We start from the raw sequence: 12,195 nt of genomic DNA on the forward strand, positions 1-12,195 counted from the left end.
GTGTGGCTTAAGACTGCTTCTCGAACTTCAAGTCCCAAACCCCATGCCCAAGCCGTTCGCCGCGGCGTTCGAACTTGGTGATCGGGCGCTCGGCCGGGCGCGGGACGCACTTGCCGTCTTCGGCCAGGTTGCGATAACCGGGCGCGACGTTCATCACTTCCAGCATGTACTCGGCATACGGCTCCCAGTCGGTGGCCATGTGCAGCACACCGCCAACTTTCAACTTGCTGCGCACCAATTCGGCGAACGATGCCTGGACGATGCGGCGCTTGTGGTGGCGGCTCTTGTGCCACGGGTCCGGGAAGAACAGCATCAGGCGATCGAGGCTGTTGTCGGCCACGCAGCGGTTGAGCACTTCGATCGCGTCGCAATCGTAGACCCGCAGGTTGGTCAGGCCCTGGGTCAGCACGCCATTGAGCAGCGCACCGACACCCGGACGGTGCACTTCCACGCCGATGAAATCCTGCTCGGGCGCAGCCGCGGCCATTTCCAGCAGCGAATGGCCCATGCCGAAACCGATTTCCAGCGAACGCGGGGCCGAGCGGCCGAACACCTGGTCGTAGTCCACCGGCGCGTCAGCCAATGGCAGCACGAACAGCGGTGCGCCCTGCTCCAGGCCACGTTGCTGGCCTTCGGTCATGCGCCCGGCGCGCATCACGAAACTCTTGATGCGGCGGTGTTGGCGCTCGTCGCCTTCTTCCGTCTGGATAGGCGTGTCGTTTGATTCAGTCATCAATGGCTCTTACTTGATCAGACCATCCAGCGGCGAAGAGGCGCTGGCGTAGAGTTTTTTCGGCATGCGGCCGGCGAGGTAGGCCAGGCGACCGGCGACGATGGCGTGCTTCATGGCTTCGGCCATCATGATCGGCTGTTGCGCGTTGGCGATGGCCGAGTTCATCAGCACCGCTTCGCAGCCCAGTTCCATGGCGATGGTGGCGTCGGACGCGGTACCGACACCGGCATCCACCAGCACCGGGATCTTGGCTTCTTCGAGGATGATCTGCAGGTTGTATGGGTTGCAGATCCCCAGGCCCGTGCCGATCAGGCCGGCCAGCGGCATCACCGCGATGCAGCCGATTTCCGCCAGTTGGCGTGCGATGATCGGGTCATCGCTGGTGTAAACCATCACGTCGAAGCCTTCCTTGACCAGCACTTCGGCGGCCTTGAGGGTTTCGATCACGTTGGGGAACAGGGTTTTCTGGTCCGCCAGCACTTCCAGCTTCACCAGGTTGTGGCCGTCGAGCAGCTCACGGGCCAGGCGGCAGGTGCGCACAGCTTCGGTGGCGTCGTAGCAGCCGGCGGTGTTCGGCAGGATGGTGTAGCGATCCGGTGGCAGGATATCCAGCAGGTTCGGTTCGCCCGGGTTCTGGCCGATGTTGGTCCGGCGCACGGCCACGGTGACGATCTCGGCGCCCGAGGCCTCGATGGCCAGGCGGGTTTCTTCCATGTCACGGTATTTGCCGGTGCCGACCAGCAGACGCGACTGGTAAGTACGACCGGCCAGGACGAAAGGCTTGTCGGTGCGAACGATGCTCATGGGAAATCCTCTGTTGGGGTGAGGTTCTTGCACAATAATGCTATGGCCGCGCGGGCCGGGCGACTAGCCGCCGCCGATGGCGTGCACCACTTCGACGCTGTCGCCGTCATTGAGGGTGGTGTCCGCGTGTTGGCTGCGCGGGACGATATCCAGGTTGAGCTCGACTGCGACCCGGCGTCCGGTCAGTTCCAGACGGGCCAGCAGGGCCGCAACGGTTTCACCGTCGGGCAGTTCAAGGGATTCGCCGTTCAACTGAATGCGCATGCCAAATGCCGCCATCATTTTTAGGGGCTGGCATTCTAGCCCGATCGGTCAGGATGACCCAAGCCATTCGTCGTCGCACCCCTCGACCTGCCTTCTGCCTTCAGCCCTCTGCCTCCTACCTTGTGCCCTCTGCCTCCTGCCTTGTGCCTTGTGCCTTGTGCCTTGTGCCTTGTGCCTACTGTGGGAGCGAGCCTGCTCGCGATGACGGCCTGACAGGTGTACATATCCATTTCTGCGGTCACGGCTGCTTTTGGTTCCGCCCTTACGGCGGGTGACTTTGGGGCGCCAAAGTCACCAAATCGCCCCGCCCCTGACGTACGGCCCTTCGCTGACGCTCCGGGTTCCCTCGCTCCGGTCCTGCTCCGTGGGCCCGCCGCCATCGGCCATCCTTGGCCGAGGGCGGCTAACCCGGCATCCTTGCCGGGTTGCCCACTGCGCAGAACCTCCACTCGGCCTTCCGACGGGGCAATCTGTGTCGCCTGTGGGATCGCGGCTTTATTTCTGTCTCTGTTTCTCTTTCTGTAGGAGCGAGCTTGCTCGCGATGGTGGATCAGGCACCGCGGGTGGAAAGAGGTGGAACGGGTTCAGGCCAGCCGCCAGGCGGCAAGGCCCAGGCATAGCCAGCCGATGAGGAAGGCCAGGCCGCCGAAGGGGGTGATGATGCCGAGTTTGCCGATGCCGATGGTGGTCAGAAGATAGAGGCTGCCGGAAAACAGCAGGATGCCGACGGTGAACGAGATACCGGCCCAGGCCACCAGGCGTCCTTGAATTTGTGTGGCCAGCAGGGCCACGCCGAACAGCGCCAGGGCGTGCACCAGTTGGTAGGTGACGCCGGTATGGAAGATTGCCAGGTATTCGGGTGTCAGGCGGTTTTTCAAGCCGTGGGCGGCGAAAGCGCCCAGGCCGACACCGGTGAAACCGAAGAAAGCAGCCAGCATCAGAAAGCCACGCAGCATGTAGAACTCCAGTCAGACTCGATCAACAGGGTCTGTATAATGGCCCGCTCCACCGGTTCGGCCAAGCCATCTCTATGCTGCGTTCATTTCTACGACGACTCACGAAAGCCTCGCTCTGGTTCGCGGGCGGCAGTGTCGTGCTGGTGTTGATTTTCCGTGTGGTGCCGCCACCGGGCACGGCGTTGATGGTAGAGCGCAAGATCGAGTCCTGGGTCGACGGCGAACCGATCGACCTGCAACGCACCTGGAAACCCTGGGACGAGATCTCCGACGACCTGAAAGTCGCGGTGATCGCCGGCGAAGACCAGAAATTCCCCGAGCACTGGGGCTTCGACATCGGTGCGATTCGCGCCGCCCTGGCCCACAACGAACTGGGCGGTTCGGTGCGCGGCGCCAGCACATTGAGCCAGCAAGTGTCGAAAAACCTGTTCCTGTGGTCCGGTCGCAGCTGGCTGCGCAAAGGCCTGGAGGCCTGGTTCACCGCGCTGATCGAAGTGTTCTGGCCCAAGCAGCGGATTCTCGAGGTCTACCTCAACAGCGTGGAATGGGATGACGGTGTGTTCGGCGCAGAAGCCGCGGCCCGGCATCATTTCGGTGTCAGCGCGAAAAACCTCAGCCGCCAGCAATCGAGCTTGCTGGCCGCAGTCCTGCCCAACCCACGGGTGTGGAGCGCGAGCCACCCGACCAACTATGTCGCACGGCGGGCCGGCTGGATTCGCCAGCAGATGAGCCAGCTGGGCGGTGACAGTTACCTGGTCGGGCTCAATGATTCGCGGCGAGCGCCTTGGGCCAAATAACCCCGTGCATCCCCCTGTAGGAGCGAGCTTGCTCCGGGCGGCGTTCCGACGATTGCGATGCATCAATCAACAAATCAGCTGACCGACACACCGCGATCGCGAGCAAGCTCGCTCCTACAGAAACGGAAACAGAACCGCGATCCCACAGGCGACACAGATTGCCCCGTCGGAAGGCCGAGTGGAGGTTCTGCGCAGTGGGCAACCCGGCATGGATGCCGGGTTAGCCGCCCTCGGCCAAGGATGGCCGATGGCGGCGGGCCCACGGAGCAGGACCGGAGCGAGGGAACCCGGAGCGCCAGCGAAGGGCCGTACGTCAGGAGCCAGGCGTTTTGGTGACTTTGGCGCCCCAAAGTCACCCGCCGTAAGGGCGGAACCCTAAGCGGCCGCGCCCGCAGAAACGGATATGTACACCCGTAAGGCCGCCATCGCGGGCAAGCCCGCTCCCACAGAGTCACCCGCCGTAAGGGCGGAACCTTAAGCGGCCGTGATAGCAGAAATGGATATGTACGCCGTAAGACCGCCATCGCTGGCAAGCCAGCTCCTACAGGGGGGAATAGGCAGCGAATGACAAATCCGGCACAAACAAAAACGCCCCAATCAATGATCGGGGCGTTTTTTATTGCCATTTTGCAGGTTACGCCGCAATCGACAGCTTGAGCTTGTTCATCGCACTCTTCTCGAGCTGGCGAATACGCTCGGCCGACACGTTGTACTTCTGCGCCAGGTCGTGCAGCGTGGCTTTCTCTTCCGCCAGCCAGCGCTGGTAGAGGATGTCACGGCTACGGTCGTCCAGCACTTCCAGCGCTTCGTGCAGGTTGTGGTTGGAGTTGTCGCTCCAGTCGGCATCTTCCAGTTGACGCGCCGGGTCATACCGGTGGTCTTCCAGGTAGTTGGCCGGCGATTGGAAGGCGCTGTCGTCGTCGGCTTCGGCAGCCGGGTCGAAGGCCATGTCCTGGCCGGTCAGGCGACTTTCCATCTCGCGCACTTCCCGCGGCTCCACGCCGAGGCTTTCCGCCACACGGTGGACTTCCTCGTTGTTCAGCCACGCCAGGCGTTTTTTCTGGCTGCGCAGGTTGAAGAACAGCTTGCGCTGGGCCTTGGTGGTCGCGACTTTCACGATGCGCCAGTTGCGCAGGATGAATTCGTGGATTTCCGCCTTGATCCAGTGCACGGCGAACGACACCAGGCGCACGCCCATTTCCGGGTTGAAGCGCTTCACGGCCTTCATCAGGCCGACGTTACCTTCCTGGATCAGGTCAGCCTGAGCCAGACCGTAGCCGGAATAGCTACGGGCGATATGTACGACAAAACGCAGGTGGGCGAGCACCATCTGCCGAGCCGCCCCCAAATCCTGCTCATAGTAGAGACTCTCGGCCAGTTCACGCTCCTGCTCCGGCGTCAGCAATGGAATGCTGTTGACGGTGTGCACGTAGGCCTCCAGGTTCGCACCCGGGACCAGCGCATAGGCAGGTTGCAAAGAATTGGTCATACGTCAAAACCTCCGACTTACAAACTCGTGCAGTTCAGCACTGCGAAAATTGACCGGAAACCGAAAAACAAGTTCCCAAAAACGCTGAAAGGTCAATACGAGCAAATTGATACTACTTAGGCGCAAGCTCCCTCAGGTGGCGTGCGACTGCAATCCATGCACCGATATACCCCAACAGCACCGCGCCAAGCAAGAGCGACAGACCGTCGGCCACCGGCACACCGGCCAGCGCAAAATCGCTGCCGTACAAGCCGGCCAACCCGACCACCGCGTCGTTCAGCCAGTCAAGGCCAAACGCCAATACGCCCCAGGAAAGTATCCCCGCACCGAAGCCATACAACGCGCCCATATAAAGGAAGGGCCTGCGCACATAACTGTCGGTGCCGCCCACGAGTTTAATCACTTCTATCTCTGTGCGGCGGTTTTCAATATGAAGACGAATGGTATTGCCTATCACCAAAAGTAATGCAGAAACCAGGAGCACGGTCAGACCGAAGACAAACCGGTCACCCAGCTTGAGGATGGCCGCCAGACGCTCGACCCAGACTAGATCAAGTTGCGCCTGTTGTACCTTGGGCAATTCGGAAAGTTTTTGTCGTAATGCTTCAAGCGCGGGCTTGTCCACCTCGTTGGGCGTTACCAGCACCACGCCGGGCAGCGGGTTTTCCGGCAATTCCTTGAGGGCATCGCCCAGGCCCGACTGCTGCTGGAACTCTTCCAGTGCCTGGTCGCGACCGACGTATTCGGCATCCGCCACGCCAGGCAGACGCTTGATCTGCTCGCGCAGCGATTCACCTTCCGCCGGGCTGGCCTCAAGCTCGAGGTACAGGGAAATCTGCGCCGCACGCTGCCAGGAACCGCCGAGGCGCTCCACATTACTCAGCAAAAGTGACAGGCCCATGGGCAAGCTCAAGGCCACCGCCATCACCATGCAGGTGAAAAAGCTGCCGATCGGCTGCTTGCCCAGGCGCCGCAGGCTGTCGAGCAGGCTGGCGCGATGGCTTTCAATCCAGGCGGCGAACAGCGTGGCGAAGTCCGGGCCGTCGTCATCGTCGCGTTTTTTCTTCTGCGGTTGCGGGTCGGCGGCCTTTGGCGCCACGCGCTCGGAAACCTTGGGGCTACGTGTCGCACTCATACGCCGGCCTCCCCGTCGCCAATCAATCGGCCGCGTTGCAGGGTCAGCATGCGGTGACGCATGCGGGCGATCAGGGCCAGGTCGTGACTGGCGATCAGCACGCTGGTTCCCAGGCGGTTGATGTCTTCGAATACGCCCATGATTTCCGCCGCCAGACGCGGGTCGAGGTTACCGGTGGGTTCGTCCGCCAGCAGCAGGGCCGGGCGGTGCACGATGGCGCGGGCAATGCCGACGCGTTGCTGCTGACCGGTGGACAGATCGCCTGGGTACAGGTCGGCTTTATCCGACAGCGCCACGCGCTCCAGGGCCGAATCCACGCGCTTGGCGATCTCGACCTTGGACAGGCCGAGAATCTGCAAGGGTAGCGCGACGTTGTTGAACACCGTGCGATCGAACAGCAGCTGGTGGTTCTGGAACACTACGCCGATCTGCCGGCGCAGGAACGGGATCTGCGCATTGCTGATGGTGGCCAGGTCCTGGCCCGCGAGCAGCAGTTTGCCGGTGGTCGGCCGCTCCATCGCCAGCAGCAGGCGCAACAGGGTGCTTTTACCGGCGCCGGAGTGGCCGGTGACAAACAGGAATTCACCGCGACGGACCCGAAAGCTCAGCTCGTGCAAGCCGACGTGACCGTTCGGGTAGCGTTTACCGACCTGTTCGAAACGAATCATGAACGCTCCCGCTCGGCAAACAGTGCCTGGACAAAGGGTTCGGCTTCAAAGGTGCGCAAGTCGTCGATGCCTTCACCGACGCCGATGTAGCGAATCGGCAAACCAAACTGCTTGGCCAGGGCGAAGATCACCCCGCCCTTGGCGGTGCCGTCGAGCTTGGTCAGCGCCAGGCCGGTCAGTTCGACGGTCTGGTTGAATTGCTTGGCCTGGTTGATGGCGTTCTGGCCGGTGCCGGCGTCGAGCACCAGCAGCACTTCGTGCGGTGCGTCGGCGTCGAGCTTGCCGATGACCCGGCGCACCTTCTTCAACTCTTCCATCAGGTTGTCTTTGGTGTGCAGGCGACCGGCGGTGTCGGCGATCAGCACGTCGATGCCACGGGCCTTGGCCGCCTGCACGGCGTCGAAGATCACCGAAGCGGAGTCGGCGCCGGTGTGCTGGGCGATGACCGGAATCTTGTTGCGCTCACCCCAGACCTGCAACTGCTCCACCGCTGCCGCACGGAAGGTGTCACCGGCGGCGAGCATGACTTTCTTGCCCTCGAGCTGCAGCTTCTTCGCCAGCTTGCCGATGGTGGTGGTCTTGCCGGCGCCATTGACGCCCACCACCAGGATCACGAACGGCTTGTTCTGCGAGGCGATCTTCAGTGGCTGCTCGACCGGCTTGAGCATGGCGGCCAGCTCGGCCTGCAGGGATTTGTAGAGGGCATCGGCATCCGCCAGCTCCTTGCGCGCGACTTTCTGGGTCAGGCGCTGAATGATCACCGAAGTGGCCTCGACGCCGACGTCGGCGGTCAGCAGGCGGGTTTCGATCTCGTCGAGCAGGTCGTCGTCGATGGTTTTCTTGCCAAGAAACAGGCTGGCCATGCCTTCGCCGATGCTGGCGCTGGTCTTGGACAGGCCTTGCTTGAGGCGGGCGAAGAAACCGGCCTTGGCCTCTTCGGTGCGCACCGGCTCGGCAGGGGCTTCGACCGCCGCAACCGGCGTTGGCGTGGCGGCAACTACTGCCGGAGCAGGCACAGGTGCTGGTGCTGGTGCTGGTGCTGGTGCTGGTGCTGGTGCTGGTGCTGGTGCTGGTGCAACAGGCTCGGACGCAGGTTGTGCAATAGTTTCCACAACTGCGGGAGCCGCCTCGACGACCGCTGGTGCCACCGGCACAGGCTCGGGCGTAAATTCATTCGGTGCCGGAATCGGCGGCATGACGTGCGGTGCCAGATCATCCTCGACCAGCGCCACCGGCTCTTCCGCCACCGGCAGTTTCAGCCAGGGTTCGGCCACGGGCGTCAGCGGCTGTTCGACCACCTCGGCCTCAGGCTCGGCAACCGGCTGGAGTACCGGCTCGGCATTGGCCAGGACAATTGGCGCAGGCTCTTCGACCACCGGCGCCGGCGCGGGCTCAGGGAGTGGCTGCGGCTGTTCGACGACGGTTTCCTGCGGTTTTTTACGCAGCCATCCGAACAGGCCTTTCTTTTCGCCAGCCGCGGCTGGGGCTTTCTTGTCGTCGTTGGAACCAAACATGGAGGACGGCTATCTCACGGTAGCGACGCGCCAAAGGGCGCCCCGGCAATTGAATATTCGATGCAGAACAGACTGCGATTGACCCAGCTTGTTCACGCGCAACATTTTGTCGAGGTGCAAACAGCGCCTCAAAGGTCGACTAATACGATGGACTGGAACGGCATCGTCGGCGAAAACGCGGAGTTTAGCTGACAAACTCAAGATTTTCGGCGCGAACCCAAACAACCTGCCGACCGATCGAACGCCGGATAGGCGTGGCCGCCAGTAAAACGGATCAGTATCCTAGCACCCTCTCGCCCGCCGACGCTAAGCAAGCGGGCAGCCCAACAGGTTTAAAAACGAATGAATGCTCTAGCCCGCCGCGCTGCAGGCCTGCTGCTCAGCACAGTTTGTCTGCCATTTTCAGCCCTTGCTGCCGACCCGCAACCGACCCATGAGTTCACCCTCGACAACGGCCTGAAGGTGGTTGTGCGCGAAGACCACCGTGCGCCGGTGGTGGTGTCCCAGGTCTGGTACAAGGTCGGTTCGAGCTACGAGACACCGGGCCAGACCGGCTTGTCCCACGCCCTGGAACACATGATGTTCAAGGGCAGCGAGAAGGTCGGCCCCGGCGAAGCTTCGCTGATCCTGCGCGACCTCGGCGCCGAGGAAAACGCCTTCACCAGCGACGACTTCACCGCTTATTACCAGGTGCTGGCCCGTGATCGCCTGGGCGTCGCCTTCGAGCTGGAGGCCGACCGCATGGCCAGCCTGCGCCTGCCGGCCGACGAATTCGCCCGGGAAATCGAAGTCATCAAGGAAGAGCGCCGCCTGCGCACCGATGACAAACCGATGTCCAAGGCCTACGAGCGCTTCAAGGCCATGGCCTACCCCGCCAGCGGCTACCACACGCCGACCATCGGCTGGATGGCCGACCTGGACCGCATGAAGGTCGAGGAGCTGCGCCACTGGTACCAGTCCTGGTATGTGCCGAACAATGCCACCCTGGTGGTGGTTGGCGACGTTACTCCGGATGAGGTCAAGACCCTGGCCCAGCGCTACTTCGGCCCGATCGCCAAGCGTGACGTGCCGCCGGCGAAAATCCCGCTGGAACTGGCCGAACCCGGCGAACGCCAGATCACCCTGCACGTGCAAACGCAGTTGCCGAGCCTGATGCTGGGCTTCAACGTGCCGAGCATCGCCACCGCCGAGGACAAGCGCTCGGTCAACGCCCTGCGCCTGATTTCGGCCCTGCTCGACGGCGGCTACAGCGGACGCATCCCGACGCAGCTGGAACGCGGTGAAGAACTGGTGTCCGGCGGCTCGTCGAACTACGACGCCTACACCCGTGGCGACAGCCTGTTCACCCTGTCGGCGACGCCAAACACGCAGAAAAACAAGACCATCGCCCAGGCCGAAGCCGGCCTGTGGAAACTGCTCGATCAGCTGAAGACCACGGCACCGTCCGCCGAAGAGCTGGAGCGCGTACGTGCGCAGGTCATTGCCGGCCTGGTCTACGAGCGCGACTCGATCACCAGCCAGGCCACCGCCATCGGCCAGCTGGAAACCGTCGGCCTGTCGTGGAAACTGATGGACACCGAACTGGCTGACCTGGAAAGCGTCACCCCGCAAGACATCCAGAACGCCGCCAAGCTGTACTTCACCCGCGAACGTCTCAGCGTCGCCCATGTCCTGCCCCTGGAGACGACTCATGAGTGAGCGTAAAAAATCACCCTTGCTGCTGGTTGCCCTGATTGCCGTCGCGGCCATCGGTTCGGCGGCGTTCTACTTCGGCAAAACCGGCGAGACCGTTGCCAGCGAAGCCCTCGACAAGGCCCAGTCCAGCCAGAAGCTGCAATCTCTGGCCGAGCTCGACGGCAAGGCACCGAGCCGCCGTACCCTGAACGTGCAGACCTGGAACACCGCCGAAGGCACCAAAGTGCTGTTCGTCGAAGCCCATGAACTGCCGATGTTCGACATGCGCCTGATCTTCGCCGCCGGCAGCAGCCAGGACGGCAACGCACCGGGCCTGGCGGTGCTGACCAACGCGATGCTCAACGAAGGCGTGGCCGGCAAGGACGTGGGCGCCATCGCCCAGGGCTTCGAAGGCCTGGGTGCCGACTTCGGCAACGGCGCGTTCAAGGACATGGCGCTGGCCTCGCTGCGCAGCCTCAGTGCTCCCGACAAACGCGAACCGGCGTTGCAGCTGTTTTCCGAGGTGGTGGGCAAGCCGACCTTCCCTGCCGATTCGTTCGCGCGCATCAAGAACCAGATGCTCGCCGGCTTCGAATACCAGAAGCAGAACCCCGGCAAGCTGGCCAGCATCGAACTGATGAAGCGCCTGTACGGTGACCACCCTTACGCGCACAGCAGCGATGGCACCGCGCAAACCGTCCCGGCCATTACCCTGGCCCAGTTGAAGGCGTTCCACGAAAAAGCCTACGCGGCCGGCAACGTGGTGATTGCGCTGGTGGGCGACCTGTCCCGCGCCGAAGCCGAGGCGATTGCCAACCAGGTGTCCAGTGCATTGCCCAAGGGCCCGGCGTTGGCGAAAGTGGCGCAACCGGTGGAACCCAAGGCCAGCGTCGGCCACATCGAGTTCCCGTCCAAGCAGACCAACCTGATGCTGTCGCAATTGGGCATCGACCGCGACGACCCGGACTACGCCGCCCTGTCCCTGGGCAACCAGATTCTCGGCGGCGGTGGTTTCGGCACGCGCCTGATGAGCGAAGTGCGCGAGAAGCGCGGCCTGACCTACGGCGTGTATTCGGGCTTCACCCCGATGCAGGCCCGTGGCCCGTTCATGATCAACCTGCAGACCCGCGCCGAGATGAGCGAAGGCACGCTCAAACTGGTGCAGGACGTGCTCGCCGACTACCTCAAGACCGGCCCGACCCAGAAAGAACTCGACGACGCCAAGCGTGAACTGGCCGGCAGCTTCCCGCTGTCCACCGCCAGCAACGCCGACATCGTTGGCCAACTCGGTGCCATGGGCTTCTATAATCTGCCGCTGAGCTACCTGGAAGACTTCATGCAGCAGTCCCAGAGCCTCACCGTCGAGCAGGTCAAGGCCGCTTTGAACAAACACCTGAGCGCGGACAAGATGGTCATCGTCACCGCTGGCCCGACCGTGCCGCAAAAGCCGTTACCGGCCCCTACTGACAAACCTGCCGAGCAACCGCTCGGGGTTCCGGAGCATTAATGGCTACCCGTGCAAAAAAACCTGCGCAAAACGTGCACAACGGCGTCAACCAGCTGCGCATCATCGGCGGCGAATGGCGCAGCCGCAAACTGAGCTTTCCCGATGTCCTGGGGCTGCGGCCGACCCCGGACCGGGTGCGTGAAACCCTGTTCAACTGGCTCGCGCCCTATGTGCCAGGGGCCAAGGTACTGGACCCGTTCGCCGGCAGCGGCGCGCTGTTCCTCGAAGCCCTGTCCCGTGGCGCGGCGAGCGGCCAGGCGCTGGATGCCAGCCATGTGGCGGTGTCCAGCCTGAAGGAACATCTGGGCACCTTGCGCTGCACCAACGGCCAGGTACAGACCGCCGACGCCCTGCGCTACCTGGAAACCCAAGCCGCAGTGGCCTACGACCTGGTGTTCCTCGACCCGCCGTTCAACCAGAACCTGTTGCCGGCGGTGTGCACGCTGCTCGAAGAGCGGCAATGGCTGGCGGCTGACGCCTGGATCTACACCGAAAGCGAAAGCGCACCCTCGACGCTCGGCCTGCCGGGCAACTGGCGCCTGCATCGTGAACAAAAATCCGGGCGCGTGTACTACTCGTTGTGGCAACGTATGGCAGAGATCGTCGGTTAATCGACCGACCTGAAAGGTGCGCACAGGTTGCGCACCGCTGCAC

The 12,195-nt window shown here is 62.9% G+C and carries 12 protein-coding genes; 4 read left to right on the plus strand and 8 right to left on the minus strand.

Features of this window, described 5'->3' with window-relative positions; all coding sequences use genetic code 11:
* Positions 1–7 precede the first annotated feature (7 nt).
* From trmB to ABVN20_RS12130, 4 genes are all read right to left on the minus strand, one after another.
* Positions 8–733 (minus strand): tRNA (guanosine(46)-N7)-methyltransferase TrmB, encoded by a 726-nt coding sequence (gene trmB, locus ABVN20_RS12115; RefSeq protein ID WP_368555865.1) that lies wholly within the window; start codon positions 731–733, stop codon positions 8–10.
* A 9-nt stretch (positions 734–742) separates the two neighbouring features.
* Positions 743–1,537 (minus strand): thiazole synthase, encoded by a 795-nt coding sequence (locus tag ABVN20_RS12120; RefSeq protein WP_192306841.1) that lies wholly within the window; start codon positions 1,535–1,537, stop codon positions 743–745.
* Positions 1,538–1,600: 63 nt separating this feature from the next.
* Positions 1,601–1,801, minus strand: a complete 201-nt coding sequence (gene thiS / locus ABVN20_RS12125) for a sulfur carrier protein ThiS (RefSeq protein ID WP_368555866.1) — start codon at positions 1,799–1,801, stop codon at positions 1,601–1,603.
* A 584-nt stretch (positions 1,802–2,385) separates the two neighbouring features.
* A complete protein-coding gene (locus tag ABVN20_RS12130) occupies positions 2,386–2,757 on the minus strand; it encodes a DUF423 domain-containing protein (RefSeq protein WP_368555867.1) in 372 nt (123 codons plus the stop codon).
* Between the two features lie 74 nt (positions 2,758–2,831).
* Here ABVN20_RS12130 and mtgA point away from each other — a divergent pair, with 74 nt between their 5' ends.
* Positions 2,832–3,554: a monofunctional biosynthetic peptidoglycan transglycosylase gene (gene mtgA / locus ABVN20_RS12135; RefSeq protein WP_368555869.1), complete on the plus strand. Its 723-nt coding sequence runs from the start codon at positions 2,832–2,834 to the stop codon at positions 3,552–3,554.
* Positions 3,555–4,188: 634 nt separating this feature from the next.
* Here the strand turns inward: mtgA and rpoH are convergent.
* From rpoH to ftsY, 4 genes are all read right to left on the minus strand, one after another.
* Positions 4,189–5,043, minus strand: a complete 855-nt coding sequence (gene rpoH / locus ABVN20_RS12140; RefSeq protein WP_368555870.1) for an RNA polymerase sigma factor RpoH — start codon at positions 5,041–5,043, stop codon at positions 4,189–4,191.
* 112 nt (positions 5,044–5,155) lie between these two features.
* Positions 5,156–6,178 (minus strand): permease-like cell division protein FtsX, encoded by a 1,023-nt coding sequence (gene ftsX / locus ABVN20_RS12145; RefSeq protein ID WP_368555871.1) that lies wholly within the window; start codon positions 6,176–6,178, stop codon positions 5,156–5,158.
* A complete protein-coding gene (ftsE, locus tag ABVN20_RS12150; protein WP_368555872.1) occupies positions 6,175–6,846 on the minus strand; it encodes a cell division ATP-binding protein FtsE in 672 nt (223 codons plus the stop codon). Before ftsE ends, ftsX begins: the two co-directional genes overlap by 4 nt.
* Positions 6,843–8,360, minus strand: a complete 1,518-nt coding sequence (gene ftsY, locus ABVN20_RS12155; RefSeq protein WP_368555873.1) for a signal recognition particle-docking protein FtsY — start codon at positions 8,358–8,360, stop codon at positions 6,843–6,845. The genes ftsE and ftsY overlap by 4 nt, the downstream gene beginning before the upstream one ends.
* Positions 8,361–8,702: 342 nt before the next feature.
* On the opposite strand from ftsY, the gene ABVN20_RS12160 reads away from it, so the two are divergent.
* Genes ABVN20_RS12160 through rsmD form a run of 3 tightly spaced genes read left to right on the plus strand, consistent with a single transcriptional unit; the run spans position 8,703 to position 12,152 of the window.
* Positions 8,703–10,058 (plus strand): M16 family metallopeptidase, encoded by a 1,356-nt coding sequence (locus ABVN20_RS12160; RefSeq protein ID WP_368555874.1) that lies wholly within the window; start codon positions 8,703–8,705, stop codon positions 10,056–10,058.
* Positions 10,051–11,541, plus strand: a complete 1,491-nt coding sequence (locus tag ABVN20_RS12165; protein ID WP_368555875.1) for a M16 family metallopeptidase — start codon at positions 10,051–10,053, stop codon at positions 11,539–11,541. Before ABVN20_RS12160 ends, ABVN20_RS12165 begins: the two co-directional genes overlap by 8 nt.
* On the plus strand, positions 11,541–12,152 hold the full coding sequence (rsmD, locus tag ABVN20_RS12170; RefSeq protein ID WP_368555877.1) for a 16S rRNA (guanine(966)-N(2))-methyltransferase RsmD: 612 nt from the start codon (positions 11,541–11,543) through the stop codon (positions 12,150–12,152). Before ABVN20_RS12165 ends, rsmD begins: the two co-directional genes overlap by 1 nt.
* The last annotated feature ends 43 nt before the right edge of the window (positions 12,153–12,195 follow it).

The sequence above is a fragment of the Pseudomonas sp. MYb118 genome, assembly GCF_040947875.1.
Taxonomy (GTDB): Bacteria; Pseudomonadota; Gammaproteobacteria; order Pseudomonadales; family Pseudomonadaceae; genus Aquipseudomonas.

Coding starts and splice junctions, on each gene's coding strand:
- trmB (WP_368555865.1), bottom strand. CDS start 733: ATGACTGAATCAAACGACACGCCTATCCAGACGGAAGAAGGCGACGAG.
- ABVN20_RS12120 (WP_192306841.1), bottom strand. CDS start 1,537: ATGAGCATCGTTCGCACCGACAAGCCTTTCGTCCTGGCCGGTCGTACT.
- thiS (WP_368555866.1), bottom strand. CDS start 1,801: ATGCGCATTCAGTTGAACGGCGAATCCCTTGAACTGCCCGACGGTGAA.
- ABVN20_RS12130 (WP_368555867.1), bottom strand. CDS start 2,757: ATGCTGCGTGGCTTTCTGATGCTGGCTGCTTTCTTCGGTTTCACCGGT.
- mtgA (WP_368555869.1), top strand. CDS start 2,832: ATGCTGCGTTCATTTCTACGACGACTCACGAAAGCCTCGCTCTGGTTC.
- rpoH (WP_368555870.1), bottom strand. CDS start 5,043: ATGACCAATTCTTTGCAACCTGCCTATGCGCTGGTCCCGGGTGCGAAC.
- ftsX (WP_368555871.1), bottom strand. CDS start 6,178: ATGAGTGCGACACGTAGCCCCAAGGTTTCCGAGCGCGTGGCGCCAAAG.
- ftsE (WP_368555872.1), bottom strand. CDS start 6,846: ATGATTCGTTTCGAACAGGTCGGTAAACGCTACCCGAACGGTCACGTC.
- ftsY (WP_368555873.1), bottom strand. CDS start 8,360: ATGTTTGGTTCCAACGACGACAAGAAAGCCCCAGCCGCGGCTGGCGAA.
- ABVN20_RS12160 (WP_368555874.1), top strand. CDS start 8,703: ATGAATGCTCTAGCCCGCCGCGCTGCAGGCCTGCTGCTCAGCACAGTT.
- ABVN20_RS12165 (WP_368555875.1), top strand. CDS start 10,051: ATGAGTGAGCGTAAAAAATCACCCTTGCTGCTGGTTGCCCTGATTGCC.
- rsmD (WP_368555877.1), top strand. CDS start 11,541: ATGGCTACCCGTGCAAAAAAACCTGCGCAAAACGTGCACAACGGCGTC.